Genomic DNA, 25,574 nt, shown 5'->3' with positions numbered 1-25,574 from the left:
TTATGATTGCTTCCAAGTGGTACCGTGATAACACCGACCACAGGCTGCATACTTTAAAAGCTATTCATTATGCTTCATCTTTACAGAACTCGTTATACTGAGCAGCGGTAAGAAGTTCTTTTACTTGATCAGGGTTGGTGATGGTTAACTTGAAGATCCAGCCCTCCCCATATGGATCATCATTTATTATTGTAGGGTTTTCCTCTGTTAATTCATTTTTTTTATTAACTGTCCCGCTAAGCGGACTAAAAATTTCGTTTACTGCTTTGATGGATTCAATAGTCCCCAATTCGTCATCCTTATCAAGAGTCCTGCCTACTTCAAAGCTTTCTACATAAACAACTTCGCCCAATTTTTTTTGTGCAAAATCCGTAATGCCAATAGTTGCCTCTTTGCCTTTTACCAGCACCCATGTATGGTCTTTAGTATAACGTAAATTTTCAGGTACAGCCATTGTTGATAGAGTTTTAGTTTTGTTGAAAGAATTGATCAAAACAAATCTAAAAGGTTATTATAATAAATATAGTTCAATATAATAATGAACAAAGTGATCTGTTAGGCACCGTGAGCTTCCGGCTAGTGGGCCACATGGCTCAGCTTTCAGCTGAATTTAAGCCGAAGGCTTTAACCATCACCCACCAGATACGCTACCACTAATCTCGTGGGAACATCACTTCATATTAAAAGCAACGCAAACGTTTGTTAAACACCTGTTTTAATAAGTAATGATCAGTAATTTTAACATAGCCGAAAGCTGGTAAAAAACGGGGCATCATAAATTTTGTACACTCAGGATCTCCTAAAAGGAGGAGCACTGTGATAAAACCGGCAAAAACCAAGATAAACATTGATACATTATATTAATATCGAAATAATATTATCCAAATAAGGGGCATATTATTTTGCATCTAAATCAGAATAATCAAATGAAAAAAAGCTACCTAATCCCATTGCTTTCGGCACTCGTGCTTTTAAACTGCAAAAAAGCATCATCATCTTTTTCATCAGACGGTATAAAGCCGGTTAAGACTCAAACAACCCAGGCAGCCGGGGCAGACTCCGTTACCCTAAAAGTTTTGCAATTAAATATCTGGCAGGAAGGCACATCGGTGAGCGATGGGTTTGATGGTATTGTTGATGCCATTATTCAATCAGGGGCCGATCTCATCACCTTAAGTGAGGTTCGAAATTATAACAGCACCAAGTTTGATGAACGCATTGTAGCGGCTTTAAAAGCAAAAGGTTATACTTTTTATTCGTTTTATGACTACAACGTTGGCATCGTATCAAAATACCCTATTACTTCATTTAAAACCAATATTTATGGCAATGCTTTCGATAAAGCCACTGTTAACCTGAATTCTACCACGCAGATTACCCTTTACTCGGCCCATTTAGATTATACCAACTATGCCTGTTACCTGCCACGGGGCTATGATGGTGTAACCTTTAAAAAAATAGCCGCACCGGTTACCAATGTAGACAGCGTTCTGGCGGCCAACCTCAAATCAACCCGGGACGAAGAGCTAAGCGCCTTTGTAAACGATGCCAAACAGGAAAGGGAAAATGGAAGGATTGTTATACTGGGAGGAGATTTCAATGAACCCTCGCATTTAGATTGGGTTAAGGCTCAAAAGGATCTGTTTGATCACCACGGCACCATTGTGCCCTGGCAAGGCAGCGTTAAATTATATGGAGCAGGTTATCAGGACTCGTACCGGGTTAAAAACCCCGATCCGGTAAAATACCCTGGATTTACCTGGGCCGCTTTTAACACCAGCGCCAAGCTATCATCGCTTGTATGGGCACCGGATGCCGATGAGCGCGACCGTATTGATTATATTTATTATGCCGACAATTATAACAGGGTAAAAGTAAACGAATCTATTGTGTTTGGACCATCTGGTTCAATTGTAAGAGGTCAAGGATATGAAGATGCCATTTATACCAATCCTTTTCTTAAGCCAACGGGTACATGGCCCTCGGATCATAAAGGTGTTATAACTACTTTTTCAATAAAAACAACCGCAACTCAGGCAAACATTAGTTTAAACAAAACAAAATTTTCTACGGGCGAAACCATTACCGTGAATTTTGCCAATGGTTCTGCCGACCCTAAAGCGTGGATCGGGATCTATGAAACCGGCAAAGTACCCGGCGCAAGTAATACGTATGCCGATGCCTGGAAATATACCAATGGAGTGGTATCGGGGAGCCTAACATTAACATTACCTTCCGGTAAACCTTCAGGTTCTTATTATGTTGCCTATTTTGCCGACAATGGTTATACCGAAATAAGTCCCAGGTTTTCATTTACTTATGGCAACTAAGTCATGCATCTACAAGACCTTCGCTCCCGCGAGCTTCAGCCTCACAATTCATGTTAAAAACCACACAAACGTTTGTTAGATATATAACTAAGCAAATGATCCTCAGTAACTTTAACTCAATGAAAAGAGTTTCTACAATCATAATTTTTCTGCTTGGGATATATGCTAACGCATCGGCACAACCCGGCTCATCGCCCAAAACATTAAAAACAAGGCCCAATATTGTTTACATCCTGGCAGATGATATGGGCTATGGCGAATTAGGATGTTATGGGCAGGATAAAATTGAAACACCCAACCTGGATGAATTAGCCAAACATGGCAAACGTTTTACGCAACATTACGCTTATCCTGTTTGCGCTCCGTCGCGCTATTTACTCATGACCGGTAAAAATTCTGGTAAAGCCTTTATCCGTGGCAATCATGAATGGGGCGAGCGGGGCGATGTATGGAATTTTATAGAAATGGAGAAAAACCCGACATTGGAAGGGCAATATCCCATCCCTGATTCAACCATTACTATTGCCAAAGTTTTAAAGGCCGCCGGTTATACCACGGGTATTGTTGGCAAATGGGGTTTAGGTGCACCCATGACCACCGGTACACCCAATAATCAGGGATTCGACTATTTTTTTGGTTTTATATGCCAACGACAGGACCATACCTACTACAGCGGGCATTTATGGGAAAACAATAACCGCGTTCCGCTGGATAATAAAATTGTTGATCCTAATGTGCTATTTCCGAAGGACCTGGATCCGCTTGATGAGAAAAACTATGAAAAATATCAGCAGAAGGATTATACCCCTGATTATCTGTTAAAAGCCGCGCTGAAATTTATTGATCACAATCAGAAAAAACCGTTCTTCCTGTATTACCCAAGCCCATTGCCGCATGTATCACTCCAGGCACCAAAGGCATTGGTTGATTATTACCACAAGAAATTTGGTGACGAAAAACCATTTTTAGGGGGCAGCTATTTCCCTGTGCGTTATCCTCATGCTACTTATGCCGCCATGATCACCCTATTGGATAAACAGGTTGGGCAGATCATTCAGAAATTAAAAGACGACGGGGTTTACAATAATACCATCATTATGTTTTGCTCCGATAACGGGCCTGCCTATAATGCCGGCGTCGACCCCACATTTTTTAAAAGCGCGGGACCCTTTAAAGGCGAATATGGCTGGGGAAAAGGATTTGTTCATGAAGGTGGCATACGTGAACCATTCATCGTATCGTGGCCCGGGAAAATACAGGCGGGCAGTACCAGCAACCTGATATCGGCAACAATTGATATCATGCCTACGCTTTGCGATCTGTTAAAATTAAAAATTCCGAAAGATGTGGATGGATTGAGCATTTTACCGGCCATACTTGACCGGGGGCAACAAACTTTGCATGAATATCTGTATTTTGAGTATCCCGAATATGATGGTCAGCAGGCCATCAGAATTGGTAATTGGAAGGGAGTACGGTTAAATATGCTAAAAGGAAACACAAAATGGTCGCTTTTCGACCTTTCAAAGGACCAGCAAGAGCAAAATGATGTGGCAGCCCAACACCCCGATATTGTACAGAGGATGGTTGCTATTTCAAAAAAAGAACATCACACACCGGAGCTTAGCCGGTTTATTATCCCGGTGTTGGAACAGGAAGCTAAATATTAGTAGCTGTTCTTAAAAACACCTTCGCAGTCGCCCGGCTCCTGCCGAGTGACGACTATTTACAGGCCTCTGGCCTGCGAATCAAATATCATTTTGCTTTCTACAACGGCCGGAGGCCGGGTAATAATGGTCACTCGGCAGGAGCCAAGCGACTGCTGAGGCTTTAGCCATGCCACACACGAGATACGCTATCGCTAATCTCGCGGGAGTGGGAATATCTGTTTTTAATATTATCTCTGCCAAATTAATTACAAATACGTCAAGCTGGCAGTCAACTACTCCCGTTTTCGTCATAAAGAGTACTGATTATAAATTGGTTAAGAAATTGACGCACCTATATAAAAATATAAAAGATATGGCAACACCAGTACTTACCCAATTACCTAAGTTAACTCTATTTAATAATGACATTGAATTGGAGTATGATAAAAGAAAGGCTCAAATATCGGGCAGAGTAAATTACTTTAATATTAAGCATACTCATAATGAGGTTGAATTAAACAAAATAAAAGATTTAATTCTTGCTGATCTATGGAAATGGCCAGATTTAAAAATGGACCGCAAGAATATAATTCCGGATAACGATATTATACAAATGCACCCTGATCTCGCACAACAAACAATTTTTCCAGACTTTTCAAGGTACGAATATAGTGTAAGGCAAATTAATCGAGTCACTTATAAAATTACTTTTTCAGGCGATATGAGAGCTTTAGATTTCGCAAAAAAAGGGAACGGATTGGAATTTTATGGTGCTATGCAAGGCATGATCGTATTATTATATGAATATACTGATAACGAAATCAACCAAGAAGTCGGGAAGACTATTCAAGCATCAAGGGATAAAAAATTAGATATAATTGAATCTACATTACAAGATAACAAGGATTTTATCGCAGAAAGGAAGATCGAGTTCAAAAGTGAAATTAATAAGTTAGTAGATACAGCATACAAAGCCGATGTTGACAGAAATAACAGGAATAATTTTCTTTAAGAAATTGTAAAATCCCCGCTACCGCAAGCGTCCCGCTTGTGGTCATATGCTGCGAATAAAATACGTATCGAAGTAAACCACAAGCGGGACGCTTGCGGTAGCGGTTTACCATTAATTCAATAATTCCTTCAATTCCAAATCCCCATCATCTAATAATTCGAGAGCCGTATTTCCGTCGCAATTGGGGATAGCTTTATCGGCGCCAGCCTGAACCAGGATCCTGACGCATTCCAAATAATTGGATGAACTGCTTGCGCCTCCATTCTTTAATCCGTGAACAGCCCAAAAGAGCGGTGTGGCTTTAAAATCGATACATATTTTATTAATTTCTGCTCCCTGCTGTACCAATTTTTCAACTACTTTATCGCGTCCGCACCAGGCTGCCCAGTGTAATGCGGTACCGCCATGACACCCGGCATGATTTAAATCGGCACCGTTCTCTATGTATAAAATCGCAACCTGATCGGCATGCAGGCTTGCCGCGGCTACAAGCGGCGAATCCTGTTTTTCCATCAGCGCGTCGCCATTGATATTGGCCCCATGCGCTAAAAATATCCTGGCCATTTGAACCCCTTCGGCATCGGTATAGGTTCCGGAAAACACGCCGTCGCAGATCCGGTGCAGCGGGTGGGCAAGTGTGGTGTTCACACTATCATAGGGGATACCTACATTGGCCAAAGCCGGGTTATGGGTAAGCGCCTGCTCTATCCCCTGGTAATCTTTATGGTCGATAAGTGTTTTCATTTATTTAGTATCAAGTAGATAGTATCAAGTATCACGACTTTTTATGTTGAATTTAACTATTTATTTATAAAAACAACATCAAAAAAACGGGTGTCACCCTAAGCTCGTCGAAGGGCGGAGCGCAGAGGCCTGCCCACCATGCTTCGACGGGCTCAGCATGACACCCTTTTACAGATCTTCCCTACCCCCTATTCTAAAGTAGTTTTACCGCTGATGGTTTTGGCTTCATTCAAATGGAAATCAAACACCACAATTTCGTTGCTTCCTTTTTTAAGCCATGATGCCGGGCAGTACAACCTTTGCTGCGGACCAGTGTTCCAATACCTGCCCAGGTTATGACCATTCACATAAATGATACCTTTGGCGTAATTGCTCAGGTCGAAATAAGTGTCGCCGGTTGCTTGCAGGTCAAACGTCCCTTTAAAGAACATCCCTTTGGCATCAGCTTCGGCTTTTGCCGGTTTTAATGTCTTGATAAAAGCTTCGGTCATCGGTAAAGGATAGATCTGCCAGTCCATCAGGGTCATACCATTGAGGGTTACACGATCGGTGATGCCTTTACGGTCGATGATGTACTGGGCAAAGTTGATGTGGCCCATACCTTCTACCAGGATATCCAATACCGGGTCTTTACTGCTGCTTTCGGGGATCTTGATGTTCCACTTGCCGCCGTCGCGATAAACGGTGTCGATCAGTTTACCATCCACAAATACCATAGCGTAATCATGCGGCTCGGTAATGGTAAGCGTGCCTTTTTTATGACCGATGAGCTTAGTGCGATAAAGCATCAGTCCCTGGTTTTGATCATAATATTCCATTGGCTGTGGCTGCGGCGACAGAAAAGGTTTAGGCAGCTGCTGCCAGATACTGGTAAGCGGCGCTAAAGTAATAGCCGGTATGCTGATAGCTTTGGCAGCCTGCGGCACAGCAGGGATCTTGTATTTTACGTATTTGCTGATGAGATTCCGCAGTAGGTAATATTTAGGGGTTGCCTGTCCCTGCTCATTGATCGGCGCATCGTAATCATAGCTGGTGAGATCGGGTTGGTATTGGGTAGCCGAAAACGCGTTGGCACCCGCAGTGAAACCAAAATTAGTTCCACCGTGAATTACATACAGGTTGAAGGATTTATGGTTCTCGAGCAGGTAGGTGATTTCTTTCTTCAGACCATTGGTATCGGGTTTGGCGAATTTCTCTTTCCAGTGGGTTAACCAGCCGGGATAGGTTTCGCTGCTGAAGGATGGTGCATTGGGGTTGCGTTTGCTTGCCTGGGCAAAATCCTCGTCGCTGCTGCCGCTGTCTAACCCGATAGCCGCGCCATCAATATTACCGGCTTCCAGCATATAAGGTGTAGCGCCATCGGCTGTATAAAAAGGCACGTTGATACCATTTTGCACCCATAGCTTACGCAGGGCCTCCAGGTAAGTTTTATCATTAGCGTAGCTACCGTACTCATTCTCGATCTGCGACATGATGATAGGGCCGCCATTCGTGCATTGCAGGGATTTTACCTCTGCCGCCAGATGAGCCACATAGCGGCTTACCGCGCTCATGTAGCGGGTATCCATACAGCGTACCTTAATATCAGGTATTTTTAATAGCCATGAGGGCAATCCGCCAAAATCCCATTCGGCACAAACATACGGACCAGGGCGAAGCAGCACCCACATGCCTTCTTCCTTACAAATGCGGATAAATTCGGCGATATCATGGTTGCCTGTTTTAAAGTCAAAAACACCCGGTGTAGCTTCATGGTAGTTCCAGAACACGTAGGCGGCAATAGTATTACAACCCATAGCCTTGGTCATGCGGATACGGTCGCGCCAGTATTCACGGGGGATCCGGGCGGGGTGCATCTCGCCACTGATGATCTGGAAGGGTTTACCATCCAGCAGAAATTCGTTTTTACTCAGGCTAAAAACATGTTTGTCCTGCGCAAAACACAATACGGGTAATAAAAAGAGTAAGGGTAAAAGGTATTTTTTCACGGTTGCTTTGTTTTTAGTATCAAGTAGCTAGTAGCTAGTATCACGACTTTTTCTTTTTTTAACATCGAAGAAGCAGGGTATCTTGATACTTGATACTAGCTACTTGATACCACTTACGGTAATTTATTAAAATCAATTGTCGGGTGAGCCGCGCTTGATTGCTGGCGGCTAAGATCGGTTTTGAGCGTCGAAAAATCATTAAAAAATCCACAATTTCTGAGGTAAAAATGATCACCCTGTACACCGCCGCCGTAATCCTTTCTGTATTTGATATTTGCGGTGGCATCGCCGGTAAAAAGAGCCTTGGTTAAGGGGTACCATTTGCCCGCGGTATCTATTAGCCAGCCATTGCCAAAGTTTACCCGGCGCTCGGTAGTACCCATTTCCGGGTCAAAATTCTCCAGAAACGAATACAAACCTTTTAAATAAAAACCCGACATCGGCCGTTTAAAGCTGGCTACCAATTGCCAGCTGCTTTGATCGGCGGGTTTAAAGTAGGCGGTAAATATGGTGGTTTTAGCCTCGGCATCGGCCTGTGCATGGATCAAAAAAGCATAGGTTTTACCGGCCACCCAGGGGTAGTTCATATAGCTTTGACCACCCGAACCTTCGCTGCCAAATTCGCCGGCATGTACACCAGTTCCTTTTTTCAGCAAGCGAATCTTTAAGCTATCGGGGATACTTTTAGGATCGTCGGTATTGAAAGGGCTCCAGATGGAGAACAATACGTGACGCTCGGTTGGTGAGTTTACCTGCATACCGAAATAGCCACCCGTAAAACCATCGGCCATAAAATATGAACCCAGCACATCGTTACCAACGGGCACGGTTACTTCGTTGTAGAACCATTCGGCAGTTGTTTTGGCTTCCTCAGGCAAAGGATAGTTCAGGTGCACCGAAGGGCCTCTCCTGCCCCAGTAAAAATAATTGCCATGATTGTCTTTAGTATATACAGCACCATTGGCGGTGGCCGCACCGCTCAATAACAGGTCGCTTATCTGCGCGAATACTTTGCCGCTCTTTTTTAAGCCCTGCAGTTTTATTTGCACATAGCCCGGAGCTTTAATATGAGCAGTACCAAAATCAACAGCAGCGATTTCATGATTAGATACCGTTTTGGTTAACACACTTTGCCCTGCCGATATCTTGATGGTACTGCTGCCTTCAGGTACCTGTAGCCGGAGCGCTATTTTCAGATCGCCGGGAGCTTCCAGACGTACGTATACGCTGACCACGTCGGTATTGGCGCTCCAGTTGCTTAAACCTGCGGTATCAATAACAGCCTGCCCGTTTTTGCTTACCCAGCTATTGCCACCCAGGGGCACTTTAAGCGCGGTATCTGCCGGGAGCGCTGCCGCGTGACTATTCAATTGCAACAGTGCAAAGGCAGCACCTAATAAAGCGCTTTTAACGGTGGTGGTTATTCGGTGTTTTTTCATATGAGATGATTATTTCAGCGTCATGATCTGTTGCAGGATGCGCACGATGGTATCACTGGTATCAGCTTTTTGGGCCGACCCATTTTCGAAAACCTGCTGGCACCATTGTATGATTTCGTTATCCGGGTATTGTTTAACCTGTGCATTCAGCCAGGTTGTGGCTGCGGGTTTCCCGTCCAGTTTTTCCATAGCCCAGGCAGTCACGAGGATATTGGCAGGAAGGAAATTCTTAACGGTATTGTCGGTTTTGGGGGTAAAGGCGATGATCTTTTGCAGGTATTTGCGCGCTTCGTCACCCTTGCCCTGTTTGGTATAGCAAAGGTAAGTAAGCCAATCCTCGGCCCTTTCATCAATATTTTCGGAGTAAGGTTTGCCAGCACCCAGGTTAAGCGGCCATAGTTTGGCATCGGCTGTTAAGGTAAGCGCGGCAGCATAGTTGTTGCTCCTCAGTTTTTCTATAGCCAGCATGAGTTTGGCTTCCCGGTACAGGTCGCGACCAATGGTAGCACCCTCAAAGGGTAATATATTAATGCCCGAGAGCAATTTGGCGCACTCGGCATAGCGTTTATTGAGCAGCAAAGTTTTAGCATACAGCATCCCAATGATATAATTTTCAGCGTGTTTGCGATAAAAAGGCTCCACCGTAGCTAAGGCCTCCGGATACTGATTATGAGCCACGTAATATTCACCCAGCAATTTAGAATAGCGCCATTCATTAGGTTGCAGCTTCAAGGCTTTTTGCAGATCGGTGAGATCAGATGTCCCTATCTGCATGGCCGCACGGGCAGCGTAAAACGGTGCAAAATCGGGCTGGTTACCGCATTGGGTAAACAGATTTTTGCTTTCGTTGATACGGTTGCGATCTTTATACAGCAGGGCGAGATAATATTTCGGTTTCCAGCTGGTACTTTGCTGCATGGCCCAGGTCAGCACCTCTTTGTCATCAGCTCGGAAGGGGAATACAAAGGCAGGTGAAGCGCTGTTGGCCTTATCCAATTGCTGTGCAAACGATTTGCCTGCTTGATACTGTAAAAAGGCCAGCCAATAATTTACCAAAGCATTCGCTGGCGAAAGTTCAAGCACTTTGCGACACTCTTCCAAATACCCGTTCTGATAATAAACGTTGACCAGTTCCAGGTAGCTTTCTATCGGCTGTTCATTCCGGATAGCAGCAGTGAACTCGGTTTTGACAGAAGCATCCCATAAATACTTTTCGAACCCAGCAAAATGATCAAGCGGATTAAAAGCCAGGATCTGAGCCAATACCCGATCCGCATTTTGCTGCTGGTGCAGATAGCGGTAAGCGATAGCCTCAACCTGCAAAGCCGACAGATCATACGTGTTAAAATCGAGCGCTTTGGCGGCATATTCCAGGGCCTTGTCATAGTTCTTCTCGCGGAGGTATAAACCAGCCAGCCCGTTATATGCCGCGGTGCGATACTCCATGGATAAAGCCGCGATATCAAAACCATCCTTCGCATCGGCTATATGATTTAATTTGCTGTTGATAACCCCGTAATAATAATTCGCGCCGCCATCATAAGTATCGATGCTTAAGGCTTGTTTGGCCAGTTCCAGCGCTTCCGTATATTGCAGGTTGCGGTAATACAGCTGGGCCATTTTCACCAGGGCGGGCACAAAGTTATGATCAAGCTTTAAGGCTGCCTCCAATTTTTCTTCGGCCTGCGGATAGGCTTTTTCGTCCATTAGCTCTTTACCCTGGATGTACAGGCCATAAGCCGTATTCCAGTTAAAATCTTTGGGCGAGTTGAGCGGGCGACTCAGATCACCTTCATCTGCTTTTGAATTATAAATGATCTTATCGCGCCCCAGCTTAACCATCACATCGCCTTTAGCGGCATCCATTTGAACAGAATCGGCAAAAGTTTGCAGCGGATTTAGTTCCAGTTTTTTGCTGTAGATGATGGTTTCGCCTTGTTTAACCACCAGGCTATCGGCAATTTTTTGTACCGGGCTCAGCGCCAGTTTCAGCCAGCCGTTTCCCGTCTTTACGTTGAGTGCGCCATAGTTGTTAGCCTCTACAAAACCTTTAGTTTTGAGTACCGGGTACCAGTATTCCGTCCATACCGAAGCCTCGCCGGGTGCAAAGCCTTTATGCTTAAATGGCGTGAATGTACTTTCGGGCGATGTTTGGTTAAACAACCTGCCCGACTGGATCTCTGAATACTGACCATCGTTATCGGTCAGCAGTTTCTCCCAGATCATACCCTGGTCAGACAATCCCCAGATCCAGATCTTTTTACCCGCCTTGTCGTCACGGCCCGAATACCGGGCCATACCCAAATCATCATCATGCCAGTAGGCACCAAAAAAATCGGTGTATTTGCCAAATACGTGGTATGATTTGGAACCTCCAAAATCGTTGTTATTATAAAAGGAAACGTCCTTGCCGTTTTGCTTATTGATGGGCCAGTCGCCATGCTCGCCCTGGTGGCCCAGGAAACCGGTACCGGGGTACATGTATTGCAGGTTGCCTTTGGTTTTTATACCAATGTTCATCCAGTGGTAATAAGGCTCATCCAGTGTGTTGGCGTTGTACCAGGTAGACTTCGTGGTAAAATAGGCCTTATCTTTTGGCAGGTTGATCTCCATAGCCCAGGTAGTGCTGGTGAGCAGGTCAAGCACGCTGATGATGCAGCTTACGCTGCCATCATCATTATTGCGTACTATGTAATCAACTGGAGTAACTGAATTGGGGGTATGGCCTATAATGCCATAATTGGGTTCGATACCGCCGCTTGTCCAGGGGCCGCGCATGGCAATGTCCCTAAACTTCACCACGTGGTTTTCGTAAATGAACCCCTTGCCGGTCGACCGTTCCACAGCTGACCAGATCTTGCCGCCGATCTGCGGCAGCACGGTTAAGGTGATATACTTGTTTTGCAGTTCCACCACCTTCCACTCCTTCTGCACGGGCTTATCGGTAAAGCCATCATACCTGAAGTAGGGGTAAATATTGGTGAACGCCGGTATTGGGTTAGGATCCGAGAACGGGTAGGTAGTGATCACTTTGTTATACTCCCTGAAACCCGCCTTTTCCTGGGCTTTAACCCAGCTGGCCGATAAACATATCCCTAAAGCAAGCAGTCCTATTTTTCGCATAGCTATAGACATTATTTAATGATCAGCAACCAGCCTTTGGCTTTTTCAACCGGAATCTTATCATTCAAACCAAATGTTTTGGCATGCTGAAATGTCCTGATCTCCGGTGCGGTGATCGTTGCTTTTGATGGGTCGATACCCAGTTTTTTCCAGTCTATCTTCAACTGCACCTCCGTATCCGTATCTTCCCAGCTGGCTATGGAAACCAGAACCGCGCCATCTTTTTTGTAAATGGTGGCCAGCACTTTATCATGGTCAGTTTTTACAGGGTTATCATCAACCCAGTAACCTATCATTTTGGTGCCTTTGATGCCAAAATCATCCCACACTTTCCAAATCGGGCGTGGGTCGGCGCCATCGCTCCAGGGCATGCGGTTGGTCATACCATAAACCATACCGCGCCATTTGTTGCCGCCGTCTTGCAGCATTTCGCCCATCAAACCAAATGGAATACCGCTCACTTCGGTCAGGAAGAAATCGGGGCTGTTCTTTTCGTAATCAAAATACTCACCAAACCACAAACGGTTGAGATACGGAAAATGCTCCATGTACAGGTTGGCGCTGTTATTGAAACCATCGCTTTTATTGTATTGGTTGGCCGAGTGCAGATCGATAATGCCCGGGTGACCATCTTTGGTCAATACCCTTTTAACCCGTTTCATGGTCACACGGTCAAAAGCTACGTCGTCCAGGTAAATACCGTCGATGCCTACGTTTTGCGTCAGCCAGTTCATGCCTTCCACATAGTAGTTGTGCCAGCGGTTCATACCACTGTTGATGATGGCGGCATCTTTAATTGCAGGTACAAACCAGGCGGCTATGTAATCGTCGCCCACGTGCTCCTGTAACCAGCTAAAACCACCACCCTTACCCGACGAGTAGATCTCATGACCCAAACTACGTAAGGCAAAAGTTTCATAAGCATGGTTAGATAGCTCACGGATGGTATTGTAGATCTTCACTTTTAAACCAGCAGCATGTGCCGAATCATCATATGCTTTCATGGATTTCCAGGCGATGAAAGGATAATTAATATTGGGGTTGATAGCTGTAGCATGGTGAATATTGATCACCGTAGCGCCGGCCTGTTTAATGGTATCGATAGGTTTATAGGCGTGATAAAAACGGGTAGCCCACTGAAAATCGGTATTGATGGTATGGAAAGGCGTAACGAGTAAGTTGAAGTTATAATACAACACATCGCCTTTGCTCAGCTTGCGCTCGCCGCTGTAGTTGTTGGCTAATACGGCTTTACCATCGTCTTTTACATTGATACCGCCCTTGTCGCCATTACCCCATGATGATGGCAGGATGAGTGGTTTTTGCAGATAAAAGTTGGTATTGAGTGGACGCACATATTTTTCATCGCGCAACGAGTATTGCAAACCGGCGTTTACATTACCTATCCAAGCGCCATCCTGATTTTTATGGGTAACATCCCATTTCCATTCAAAGTTTTCGGGGCGATAGCCACCTTTCTGACCCAGTCCCATCATGTATTTAGCCACATCTCTTTTAAAAGGGATATGCATAGTAATGTCTTTAAAGCTCACATCCTGCAGGGCTTTTACCTTTACGGTGTAAGCTATAAAACCGTCGAACTCTATTGAAGCGGTTACTTCCATTTGCAGACTGTCGTTCGCGCTGGTGGCTGTCCACTGCACGGTGCCCGGCTCCTGTTTGGTAAATTGCAGGCCCTGGCTTTTCAGCTTGATGTTTTTGCCCGCGGTGTTCAGGAAATGGAAATGGATAGCCTCTGTCAGCAGGTTATTAGGAGCATCGGCATATTCGGTCATTTCGGGCGTGAAAAACGTTTGGATCTGTTTTGGGAAACCATCGCTGTTCACCTCCACTTTTCTGCCTAACAATTCCACGGTGTTATTTTTTACCACCAATGGCTTGTATGGAGCTATCACCGTATTTTTTTGCGCCATGGTAGAGTTAAGCCAACCCAGGCGGGTCATTTTCCATGGCTCATCAACACCTCCATTTTTGGCAAGGGCGGCGTTAACTTTGATAGATAACTGAACCTCTTTGGAAGTTTTGCCGTTGCTGATAGTAGCTTTGCCGGTATAAACAGCAGCAGTAGCGCTTGCAGGTACATCTACACCACACCACAAAGCCTGGATAGTGCCGGTTGCTACACTTACGGTTTTGGTCAGTGCAGAACCATCATAGGCTGTACCGCCCGTGTTGATACAGAACAAGGCCGAAGCCGGGATCTTTTTACCCGTAGCTGTTTTTAGATCGCTGAAGGTAACTTTTACATCATCCAGGTTTTGCAGGGCGTATACACCCAACTGGAACGAGAAATTCTCGCCACGCAAGGCAGTGGCGGTATATTTACTTTGCGGACCAAGTTCTATCCAACGTTGTGACAGGTCTTTCGTCATGCGGATAGAGTTTAGTCTATCCTCCGGGAATACTAAAAACGATTCACTTTTATGTTTGGCGATCAGCGCATCCGTCTCATTTTTGGTGGCGATCACTTCCATCGGATAAAAGCTATTGAAAGCATCTATCGACTGAAACTCTTTTACCGTAGCCGCAGGGATATTGGCGATTAAACTGTTTAACCATGCTGATGAAGCGGTATTTTCCGGTTTCAGATAGATACCCCTCGGATAATTGGATCGGCCCTCGTTTTTATAAGGCATGTAATACACAAAGTAAGTGCCCTTGCCCGATGTAGGCTCAAAAACCACTTCGCCGCTTTCGCGGGTGATGGCGCCCAATTTCACATTGGTCACTTTTTGCTTGGTTTTAGCATCCTCGATGATCACCCGTTTGTTTTCCGGGTCGTTATCCCTTCTTCTCCATGGAATGATCACTTTGGCGGCCTTACCCGTACCGTTAAAAGTTAAAACCACGCGGTGGTTGCCCAATGAATCGGGTACCCAGCAATCTTTACAATTGGTATAAGGTATTTTTTGGGCTTGTGCCGCAAAAGCAGGTAGCAGGAGGATGAGCGCAAAGAGTTGTTTTTTCATGTTCATTGGTCAATATCAGTAGTATTCAAAATTTAGTAAGTGGGCTTTAATCCTTTACTTTCCCAGTAATCGGCAATTGGTTTGTATGGCCCGTATTTATGTTGTGTTTCAGAAAAAGGATCGTTAAAAGGCCCTTTATCATAATCAATAGCTTTTTCGTTGACATGAGGGTATTGCACCTCGGTTACCCCTTTTGACGGCCGCGGATGTTTCTGATCATCGTTGATAAAAGCGGCCAGGTCAAGTGCTTCGGTATCAGTGAGGAATGGTTTGTTGTGTGTTACTTTATCAAAAGGCATATTGGCTTTCAGCCATTGAGCCAGCTTTACCACCCGGTGCATGCTTGATCCCTGGCGGTAGGCTTTTGGCCCCCACAAAGGTGGGTAAGTGTAAGTTGCCTGGTCAAACTGCATTTGTCCTTCGCCATTTGAGGCGTGACAGCGTTCGCAGTGCTGTAAATATAGTTTTTCGCCCTGATCTGAAGATGCTGCCCTGTCGGGGAAACTGACCTCCATATTTTTTAGTCCTCTGGTATAGCTGTTCACACTGGCCGAATCGCTGAGCCATTTGAGGTATGACATGATCGAGATCATCTCCCGCCCGTCCAGTGGTAAAGGCCGGCCCAGGTTGGGGCGCATCACACAGTTATTGATCCGTTCGGCTAATGATAAGACCCTGCCCTCTCTTGCCCGGTACTGCGGATATTCCTTAAATGAATTAACCAGGTTAAACGCATAAGGCCTTGTACCGGCATCGCGGTGGCAATTGGTACAGTTCATCTTGTTGCCGGTATAATGCCCATTTACACCATCGGGACCAATATAATAGGCCGTACGTAGCATCAATGCACGACCATATCGCACGGCCTCTCCAAATTTATCATGCGGTATCTTGAGTGTGTCGATGGTCACCAGGTTATCATTAACGGCAGTAGCAGGGCTTTTTAAGGTTGCTGCCCGATCTTCGTTACAGGAACAGACTTGTGCCAGGTTCCACAATACAAAAACCGCCGCAAGCCAAATGATGAAATATGGATACCTTTTGTTCATCATGGTTTTAAATAAGGATTGAGCTCGCTGTTTTTTATAAAAATGGCACGGTAAGTAGGCACGGCGGTCTCCATCGTCCATAACAATACGCCTTTACGGTCGCTGAGTACCAGGATGTGCCTTTTAGAGCAGCAACAAAGTATGCTGGTATCATTGATCATATATGCGCTACCCATGCGGCCATTAAATACTTCTTTGGGCAACTGAATATGCAGATCGATCTTAGATGTTTTTTGGTGTTCATCTAATTTCATGGCAAATACACCCGACTGGTGCTTTTCGACGCCATTATCAAAAAACATCAGGTTACCCTCGCTGTTGATATGCGCTGCATGGGCCTGGGTAAAATTACATTCGGCGGGCATGACTATGTCGCCGCCTTTGCCAAACTTCCAGATCACTTTGCCGGTGTGCGCGTCAACCTTCCAGATCTGGCCGTTGTTGTAAAAAGAGATCAGATAATTACCATCCTTGTCATAATTCAGGCTGTTGGCGTGCATCCAGTCTTTTTTGGTTTTAAGCAGTTTGGGATCTTTAAACGGATCCATCACATCAAACACGCTCCATTTCCAGAGCTGTTTGCCGGTTTTATCCATCACCATAATGCCGTCGCCGTTCACCGTGTCCTTTTTACCACCGCCGACGATGCTCAAATCCATGATCTTTTGATCGACAAACAGGGTCACTATCTGGTTGCTGGTATTCTTTAAAATTTCGTGGTGGATGGTTTGCTTAAAATCACCCTGGCCTTTTTTGAGATGCAGCAGGGTATCGCCTTGCAGGTTTACTTCCAGTATTTCGCTGCCATAGCTGGTAGGCTCGTCATTACGACCAAGGATGGAAAGCAGCGTATGATCTTTGGTAAAATGGATCACCTTAAAACCCAGGTTATCGATCATGTGATACCATCTGATCTGGCCTTTGTAATCAACCAGGTAAGCTACGCCCGGCGCATATCGTTTATTGATGAGCATCAAACCATCTTTAAAAGCTGCCGGGATATGCTGCTCAGATGCACTTTTGGCCGTGAATTGCTCCTGCAAAAACAAAGGCAACTCATGCGAACTAAAAGTGTATGTTTTACTTACCGTTTTAACTCCATTAGCTATGGTAACAATATGGTAGGCATAGTTTGTTTTCGGGGCGATATTACACAGGATGAGCCTGTGTTTCTCCGTATTTTTTGATACCGGTGAAACCTGTTTCGTGGTGTCCGCGCCTTTATCCACCCAATATTCGGCATAGGCATCCACCGGCGAACCGGTGAGCACATCTATCTGGATCTTTAACTCGTTATTGTTATGCAGGCCTACCTTTATTTCTTTGATAGCGGGGCTACTATTGCAACCGGCAAAAACAGCTAAAAAGACCAGTAAGGCTACTCCTTTAAAAAAATGCTTCATCATACCATTTACAATGCTAAACAGGTTATGTACCATCTGTTTTAAATATAAAGAATATACAGCCTTTTCGGGCTGTATATTCTTTTTTCAGAACGGGATATCAATTACTGTTGCCTGCCCGCGTTATTTAAATTTGGATTAAGGGTAACCTGGTTTAAAGGATATGGGAAATACTGATCGCGCGGCATTTGAACGGTTTGGGTTTGGCCAGTGCGTTTCAGGTAGGCATTTACCACCTCGGCGTATTTACCAAAACGTATCAGATCTGCCCGGCGTTTTCCTTCATAATATAGCTCCCAACCACGTTCCTGTAAAAGAGCATCGTTCAATGTTGCCTGGGTATAGTTCCCGGCAACCAATAATTTAGCATGAGAACGCGCCTTTACCTGGTTGATCAGAGAGATAGCCTCGGCTGTTGGGCCGCTTAATTGATTGATAGCCTCGGCCCTGCTTAATAATACATCGGCGTAGCGTAAAATATCCACACTGTGACCGTCATAATAGGTGTTAGCACCATGTGGATCGGCATACTTCATGGTGGCTACATCGGGCATATAAAAAACGCCTGCAGGAGGGGTAGCGCCTATGGTTGGCGCTTGCTGATGTATCAACTTGTCCACACCCAGGTATGATGCAAAAAACATTTTTTTTCGGTCATCCTCGTCACCGTAGGTGCTGTAAAAATCCCAGGTTACGGCATAATATTGCCATCTATCAGTCAATACGGGGTGCTGTAACGGACCAAAGTGATTCAAAAGCTCGGTACCGTTTACGTTGGCATCACTCAATACAGAGAAGATGTTTTCAGAACACCATTTATTTGCTTCGGCGAATAAACCAGAGTAGCTTGGATATAGCTGATAAACATTCAGATCCATAACCTGCTTGGTTAAATCAACTACTTTTTGCCATTGTTTTTCGCGCTGGTAAAGTTTAGCGAGCAAAGTAAGTGCTGAACCTTTGGTTGCACGGCCAACATCGTTATTGGAATATATAGCATTGCTTTTATAGTCAACCGGTAATGTATTAATCGCATCGGTAAGATCACTTATCAATAGCGCGTCGATCTGCTCAACCGAAGTAACTGGTGGCTGAGCAGTATAATTGGGATTAGCCAAATCTTTTTCCGTAATCAATACAACCGGGCCCCAGGCATCAATTAGGTCCATATACGCCAGAGCGCGTAAAAATTTAATCTCTGCCAGAAACTGCTTTTTTTGCTCTGCAGTAAGAGCAGTCATTGGGCTGATGTTATATATCGCGTTATTGGCATTGGCTATCAGTTTGTATATCTGGCGCCAGTCTTCCGCTATCAGGCCGTTAGCCGAGTTCCATTGTACTAATGACAATTGCCCTGGATCACCCCCTAAAGAGCAATGGCCAACATCAGTGCTCAAATCGGTAAGGGCGAAGTGCCTTACTGTCCAATAATCAAAATTATCACCAACAGCGGGACCTTTTAAACGTGCATAAACCGCGTTTACTGCTGCAATAGCATCAGATTTTGTACGGAACGCATTGACAGTAGTTAAACTGCTATATACTTTAGGATCGAGATTCTTATTACAGGAAAACTGTACAAAAACCATCATAACCATAAGAAGAATACTATATTTTTTCATCTCTTTTAATTTTATGTTGAACCTTAATAAAAGGTTTATGAGTAATTAGTGAATAGAAGCTCTTATACCAAAAGTTATAGTCCTGAATGCAGGGAATGAGCCAAAATCCAATCCACCGGCCAGGTTATTGATGGTACCTACGTTTTGTGTACTTGCAGAAACGGCGGCGGCGTGAACGTTAGCTTCCGGATCGGTACCCTTATAACTTGTAATGGTGAACAAATTCTGAGCTTCTGCGTATATCCTTATACCCTGAAGTATTTTCATATTCTGGAATAATGATGATGGGAAGCTATAACCTAATGAAACCGATTTCAGGCGGGCAAAAGAAGCATTCTCTACAAACCTGGAATTTACATAGCCTCCATAGGTACTTAAAAAGTAACCTTCACGTGGTACTTGTGTATTTTCATTTTTACCGGCAACAAAGCGGTTTAAAGCATCAGCACCAGTTGTCGACTCCAATACTAATCTGTTCATATCAAACAGCGAATAACCAAATGATGCCTGGATAAAAATATTCAGATCAAATCCTTTATAATGAAAATCGTTACCTAAACCTGCGGTATAGTGCGGGTTTGAATTACCCAAATAGGTTTGATCATCGGGCGTAATTTTACCGTCGCCATTAACATCTTTATATTTAGGATCGCCCGGTTTTGAATTTGGCTGAGGAGCATAGTTTTCGCCGGTTTTTATTACACCTTCGTAAACATAGCCATAAAGCTCTCCCAACTCAACCCCTGGTACCAGCTTAGTAAATGGCCGACCAGAAACGGTACCGCTTGGATTAGCAGTGTTGGTAAGGATCTGTGCAACATTGTCGGCCAGCTTTAATGTTTTTTGCTTGTTATAGGCAATATTGAAGCTGGTATTCCATGAAAAATCTTTTGTTCTGATGTTATTTGAGCTTACAGATAATTCTATACCCTTATTTTCAACAGAGCCTGCATTTAGTAACTGGGTACTGAAACCATAATACTGGCCAACAGGAACATTAAGGAGTAAATCGCTGGTTTTTTTCCGGTAAACATCAATAGTGGCATTGATCCTTCCATCTGCAAATCCCATATCTAAACCAACATCAAGCTGTGCGGTACTTTCCCACTTCAGGTTTGGATTTGGTAACAATGATGGTTCGATACCTACCTGCAAAGCGGAGCCATCAAGTGTAGTACTGTAATTACCAAATGTGGTCAAATACCTATAGTTGGGGATACGGTCGTTACCGGTAATACCATAACTTACCCTAAGCTTTAAATTTGAAAACGTATTTAAATTCTTAATAAAGTCTTCTTCAGTAAGTTTATAAGCTATCGCTCCCGATGGGAAAATACCATGGCGAAAGTTAGGTCCAAACTTAGATGAAGCATCATCCCTTAAAGTAAACGTTGCTAAAATTTTATCTTTATACGCGTAATTAAGCCTTCCGTAGTAATCTGTAAGCGTTGCTTCTTCTTTATAGCTATTATAAGCGCTATAACCATTACTTGCATATGCAGCAGACCCTGCACCTAAATTATAAAACAAGAAGGCATCAGTTGAAAAACCCCTTGCCCCAGCATTTAAAGACTGATAAACATCTTTTTGATTCGAATTACCTACTAATAGTGTAAAGGCATGATCTTTCAAATTATATTTATAAGTAAAATAGTTCTCAACCAACCACCTAAAGGTGCTATATGTTTGCTCACTTGCCAATCCTCCATTTTTAGCCCCCGCTACTAATGTTGTTGGCGTGTACTGACCGGCGATTGTCTGGTTATATTCACTACCAGCACCAAGATGATAGGTTAGGTTTTTTAGGATCTGGTAATCTAAAGCGATGTTTCCGTTAATGAGTTTGTTACCGCTGGTATTGGTTGGTTCTAAAAGATTGGCCAGTGCATTGTTTTTCCCCTGGTAAACATAATAAGTGCCATCCGGATTATAAACCGGGATATTGGGTTGCGCTGTTAAAAGGCCAAATAACGGCGCCGTAATATCGCCTGAATAAGACTGTTGATTCTGATTAGTGCTGGCGCCATAAAAGTTAGCGCTTAACTTGATGTTCTCGTTAAGTGTTTTTTCGGCACCTATCCTTGCACTATATCTTTCCAGATCGGTATTTTTCAATACACCAACCTGCTTGATATAGTTACCTGATACATAAATTTTTGAATTTTTATCGCCACTGCTTATGCTTACAGTCCTGTTTTGAACGGTAGCGTTACGGGTGGCAGCTTTTAACCAATTGGTATTAGCTACAGGAAACCCGGCTGGAAAAAGCGGAGGGTTTCCATCTTCAATAGCGGTAGCATTCTGAATATCGGTGTATTGTTGTCCCGTTAATAAAGCAGGTTTATACGTTAGGTATTGTGTACCGTTAGATATATCTGCATCAATAGATACTTTACCGGTTTTACCCTTCTTGGTAGTGATCAAAATTACACCATTACCCCCACGTGAACCATAAATAGCCGTTGCCGAAGCATCTTTTAATATCTGGATATCATCAATGTCATTTGGGTTTATCAAGTTTCCGTTGTCGGTAATAAATCCGTCAACAACATATAGTGGTGCATTACTTGTACTGATAGAGTTACCGCCACGTACAGTGATTGAAATAGCTCCTCCCGGGGCAAAACTGGATTGCTGTACCTGTACGCCAGCTGCTTTACCTTGTATAGCTTGCCCCAAATTTGAAGTTGTACCACCTAAAATCAGGTCATCACTTTTTACGGAACTTACAGAACCGGTGAGGTCGCTCTTCTTTACGGAACCATAACCTACCACCACTACTTCGTTCAGCTTATTTAAGTCCTCTTCCAGAACAACGGATACTTCATTTGATGAGCCAACCGTTACTTCCTGCGGCTTAAAACCTATATAAGTTACCGTTAAAACATTGGATTTACCTTTAAGGGTTAATTTGAATTTACCATTGACATCGGTTACAGTAGAGTTTTTGATTCCTTTTTCGGATACTGTAGCGCCAATCGCGGCTAAACCTTTGGTATCTTTTACGGTACCATTTATTACCGTTTGGGCACTGGCCCAAGTGGGTAACAATACAAACAGATAACAGCAGATAAGTTTCACAAAAGGATTGATGCCGGAGCGTCCTTTTGAAAAAATACCTTGCATGAAATCCGAGCTAAGTTGTGAGTAAATTTTAATCATACATTGTTGGTGTTAGTATTAATTAATCAAGAAATTTTTAGATCGTTTTTTATGTTTTTTGGATATTGGAAATTAGAGATAAGGCCCTAACAAAGCAAAATTGAAGGCCCTCAAACACAACGCAAACGTTTGTTTTACAAAAACTTAAACAACGCAAACGTTTGATAACCGGCTCAAAAAGGTCTGCTCAGCAAATCAAAACGGCTGTTAATGACGGACTTCGCGATTTTTAAAATGAGAAACAGGGTCATATTGGCCAAAAGCTTCCTGTTTTGGGCAAAAGGGTAAAAACTTTTGATTTTTGGTGTTGCAACAAGCACATTTTTAAGGAGGTAACTGAAAGCAAGCATGTCGCCTTCATGTCGTTACGAGGAGATAATGGAGGCCTGTCATCCTGAGCTTGTCGAAGGATCGTGCGTAGAGGACCTGCCCACCATGCTTCGACAAGCTCAGCATGACAGCCCTCTTTGTTTGTTACCTTTTTAACAGCGGCGCTATATGCTGATACACCTTTTCCATGCTCTCTGCAGGGCTTTCGACGGCAGTATGAATGATCAATTCCGGGTTTGCAGGAGTTTCAAATCCTGAGCTGATTCCGGTAAAGTGCGTTATTTGATTAGCCCGGGCTTTTTTATACAGGCCTTTAACATCGCGTTCCTGGCAAACATCCAGGGGGCATTCAATAAAGACCTCAGCATAAGATTCACCGATGATACCGGCAGCCAGAGCTCTATGTTTTTGGAGTGGGGTGATAAAGGAACAGATAGTAATAATATTGTTTTGCAGCATCAGCCGGGCAATTTCGGCGGCCCTGCGGATGTTTTCTTCCCGGTCATCCTCGGTGAAGGTCAGGTCTTTATTAATACCCGAGCGCAGTTCATCACCATCCAAACAAACCGCGAAAAAACCATCATTTTCCAGCATCTGCTTTAATAACAAAGAAATGGTTGTTTTACCTGCACCGGATAATCCGTACAACCAAACAACCATTCCTTTTTGATCAGATATCCTGTTCATTTGATGCCCTTTTGCTAATCCAGTAGCGAATTGCTTATTCAGGCAATTTAAAAATATTATTGCTACGATCAATATCCGGCAATTGCCTGTCGGGGTCGGCGATAACCGAGGTTATTTTTGATGTGGTATTGCATTTCAGTTTCCACTTAGCCCCTTTTTGCCATACTTCAACCGGAAGCTTGATTTGCTGCACCTTACCGTTTTGCTCGGTTACCTTTAAGGTTACAGGTAAGGCCATCTCCCCTAAATTCTCAATGGTGATGATGGCGCCGGCGGTTGGATCATTCTTGTTATATTTTACATCAGTAACCGCCTGGTCAAGCTTCCAGGTAGTATAAAACCACTCTTTCCAGAACCAGTTTAGGTCTTCGCCCGCGGCATCATTCATGGTGCGGAAAAAATCCTGCGGCAGTGGATGTTTGTAGGCCCAACGTTTAATATACATATTGAAGGCATAATCAAAACGATCTGCCCCTAAAACCACGTTGCGTAAGATATTCAGGGCCAGGGCCGTTTTGTAATAATATTGGCCGCCATCGTGCATTACTTCGGGCGCGGTCATCAGCGGATCTTTCTCTCGCATCAAACTGCGGGTCATGCCTACAGCCATACTGCTGGTATCCCCATATTCGCCGTGGTTAAACCAGTTGGAGGCGTAGCCGTTGATAAAAGTATTCATCCCTTCATCCATCCACATAAAGCGGCGCTCGTTGCTGCCCACGATCATCGGGAACCAGTTATGGCCCATTTCGTGTGTGATATCATGCCACAGATCATCCTTTTTAATCTGGTAACTACAGAACACGATACCTGGATACTCCATACCCAGCGCTACCCCGGCCACTACAAATGCCGAATGCCAGGGATACTCAAAATAGTTTTTGGAATAAAATTCGATGCTGTTTTTTAAATATTGCGCCGCACGACCATAACGATCATACCCACGACTTTCAACCGGGTAAACGGCATTGGCCATCCCTTTTTTACCGCCTGGCAGGTTAACCCTTGCAGCATCCCAGATAAAGGCTTTTGAAGCCGACCAGGATACGTCCCGGGTGTTGTGCATTTTATAATGCCAGGTAAGCGTGCCTTCATGTTTTGGCCTGATGCCTGCTGTACCAACCTCAGTTTCAGTAATAATATGTACCGAACTGTCACTCTTAGCGGCGGCAGCCAGGCGCCTGTTTTGCTCCGCGGTTAATACCTGCTGTGAGTTTTGCAGATCGCCGGAACCGGCTATGATCATATCGGCTGGTGCGGTGATAAAGTAATCGTAATTGCCATATTCGCAGTAAAATTCGCCGGTACCTATATAAGGTAAGGTATCCCAGCCATTCACATCATCATACACACACATACGCGGATACCATTGCGCCAGCTGATAGATCACACCTTGCTTTACGCCCAGTCTACCCATGCGGTCGGCACCATAGTGGGGCACATAAAATGAATAGTTAACCTTTACGTTGATCTGGTCGCCATGCGGTTTCACCACAAAGGGTAGGCGCAATTGCATGCGGGTATCGGTGATGGTAGGTTTGATCACATAGTTTTTACCCATATAAGTAACCGAAACGGCGCCAATGTCATAACCGCCTTTAGTGTATCCCTTGGCGTCGAAACGGTCGCCGCTAACAGGTGTTGAGGCAGCGCCCCTTGAATCGGGTTTAAACAGGTTCTGATCAAGCTGCAGCCAGAGGTAATTGAGTGTATCCTGGCTGTTATTGGTATAGTTAATGCTTACATTGCCTTTGATCAGGGTGTCTTTTTCCACGAGCTCGGCATTGATCACGTAATCAGCCTTATTTTGCCAGTATTTGGGGCCGGGAGCACCGTTGGCACTGCGGAATTCGTTACCATTATAGGTAAAAAACGAATGGTCGAAAACCTGGAGTTCGTTATAGGCCGGTTTGGTTTGGGCAATGGCCAAAAATGGCATCATGGCCATACCAAAAAGCCATAAATTGATCTGTTTAAACTTCATATTATATTGGATGTATTTATTTGGTTTGCTTTAGCGAAAATGAAAGATAAGGCGCTAAAACA

Annotated in this window: 15 protein-coding genes; 3 read left to right on the top strand and 12 right to left on the bottom strand. The window is 44.2% G+C overall.

From position 1 onward, the window contains the following. Nucleotides 1-67 precede the first annotated feature (67 nt). Nucleotides 68-454, bottom strand: coding sequence for a glycine cleavage system protein GcvH (gene gcvH / locus AC57BQ_RS02405; RefSeq protein WP_496404756.1), 387 nt, complete (start codon nucleotides 452-454; stop codon nucleotides 68-70). A 472-nt stretch (nucleotides 455-926) separates the two neighbouring features. Between gcvH and AC57BQ_RS02400 the strand changes: the two genes are divergently transcribed. From AC57BQ_RS02400 to AC57BQ_RS02390, 3 genes are all read left to right on the top strand, one after another. Next, nucleotides 927-2,330 carry an endonuclease/exonuclease/phosphatase family protein gene (locus AC57BQ_RS02400; RefSeq protein ID WP_496404755.1) on the top strand — a complete coding sequence of 468 codons (1,404 nt, stop codon included), beginning with the start codon at nucleotides 927-929 and terminating at the stop codon, nucleotides 2,328-2,330. A 119-nt stretch (nucleotides 2,331-2,449) separates the two neighbouring features. Next, nucleotides 2,450-4,000 (top strand): arylsulfatase, encoded by a 1,551-nt coding sequence (locus AC57BQ_RS02395; protein ID WP_496404754.1) that lies wholly within the window; start codon nucleotides 2,450-2,452, stop codon nucleotides 3,998-4,000. Nucleotides 4,001-4,352: 352 nt separating this feature from the next. Further along, complete coding sequence (locus tag AC57BQ_RS02390; RefSeq protein WP_496404753.1) at nucleotides 4,353-4,991, top strand: hypothetical protein; 639 nt, start codon at nucleotides 4,353-4,355, stop codon at nucleotides 4,989-4,991. A 111-nt stretch (nucleotides 4,992-5,102) separates the two neighbouring features. On the opposite strand, the gene AC57BQ_RS02385 is transcribed toward AC57BQ_RS02390, so the two are convergent. From AC57BQ_RS02385 to AC57BQ_RS02335, 11 genes are all read right to left on the bottom strand, one after another. Beyond that, a complete protein-coding gene (locus AC57BQ_RS02385) occupies nucleotides 5,103-5,735 on the bottom strand; it encodes an ankyrin repeat domain-containing protein (protein WP_496404752.1) in 633 nt (210 codons plus the stop codon). A gap of 188 nt (nucleotides 5,736-5,923) precedes the next feature. After that, a complete protein-coding gene (locus AC57BQ_RS02380) occupies nucleotides 5,924-7,723 on the bottom strand; it encodes a glycoside hydrolase family 35 protein (RefSeq protein WP_496404751.1) in 1,800 nt (599 codons plus the stop codon). 113 nt (nucleotides 7,724-7,836) lie between these two features. Then, nucleotides 7,837-9,162, bottom strand: a complete 1,326-nt coding sequence (locus AC57BQ_RS02375; RefSeq protein ID WP_496404750.1) for a DUF3472 domain-containing protein — start codon at nucleotides 9,160-9,162, stop codon at nucleotides 7,837-7,839. Nucleotides 9,163-9,171: 9 nt separating this feature from the next. Next, a complete protein-coding gene (locus AC57BQ_RS02370) occupies nucleotides 9,172-12,285 on the bottom strand; it encodes a DUF5107 domain-containing protein (protein ID WP_496404749.1) in 3,114 nt (1,037 codons plus the stop codon). An 11-nt stretch (nucleotides 12,286-12,296) separates the two neighbouring features. Beyond that, the gene (locus AC57BQ_RS02365; RefSeq protein WP_496404748.1) at nucleotides 12,297-15,275 is read right to left on the bottom strand and encodes a glycoside hydrolase domain-containing protein; all 2,979 of its coding nucleotides are present in this window, start codon (nucleotides 15,273-15,275) and stop codon (nucleotides 12,297-12,299) included. A gap of 32 nt (nucleotides 15,276-15,307) precedes the next feature. Then, nucleotides 15,308-16,327, bottom strand: a complete 1,020-nt coding sequence (locus AC57BQ_RS02360) for a c-type cytochrome (protein ID WP_496404747.1) — start codon at nucleotides 16,325-16,327, stop codon at nucleotides 15,308-15,310. After that, on the bottom strand, nucleotides 16,324-17,763 hold the full coding sequence (locus AC57BQ_RS02355; protein ID WP_496404746.1) for an aryl-sulfate sulfotransferase: 1,440 nt from the start codon (nucleotides 17,761-17,763) through the stop codon (nucleotides 16,324-16,326). The genes AC57BQ_RS02360 and AC57BQ_RS02355 overlap by 4 nt, the downstream gene beginning before the upstream one ends. 68 nt (nucleotides 17,764-17,831) lie before the next feature. Further along, nucleotides 17,832-19,349, bottom strand: a complete 1,518-nt coding sequence (locus tag AC57BQ_RS02350; RefSeq protein WP_496404745.1) for a RagB/SusD family nutrient uptake outer membrane protein — start codon at nucleotides 19,347-19,349, stop codon at nucleotides 17,832-17,834. Nucleotides 19,350-19,394: 45 nt separating this feature from the next. After that, nucleotides 19,395-22,475 (bottom strand): SusC/RagA family TonB-linked outer membrane protein, encoded by a 3,081-nt coding sequence (locus AC57BQ_RS02345; protein WP_496404744.1) that lies wholly within the window; start codon nucleotides 22,473-22,475, stop codon nucleotides 19,395-19,397. Nucleotides 22,476-22,985: 510 nt separating this feature from the next. Further along, on the bottom strand, nucleotides 22,986-23,528 hold the full coding sequence (cysC, locus tag AC57BQ_RS02340) for an adenylyl-sulfate kinase (RefSeq protein ID WP_496404743.1): 543 nt from the start codon (nucleotides 23,526-23,528) through the stop codon (nucleotides 22,986-22,988). Nucleotides 23,529-23,562: 34 nt separating this feature from the next. After that, nucleotides 23,563-25,512, bottom strand: a complete 1,950-nt coding sequence (locus tag AC57BQ_RS02335; protein ID WP_496404742.1) for a M1 family metallopeptidase — start codon at nucleotides 25,510-25,512, stop codon at nucleotides 23,563-23,565. Between the last annotated feature and the right edge of the window lie 62 nt (nucleotides 25,513-25,574).

Source organism: Mucilaginibacter sp. BGA-UO-ETr-C110 (assembly GCF_059567985.1).
Note: the sequence above shows the minus strand (reverse complement) of the source record. Positions and strands in the feature narration are given on the sequence as shown.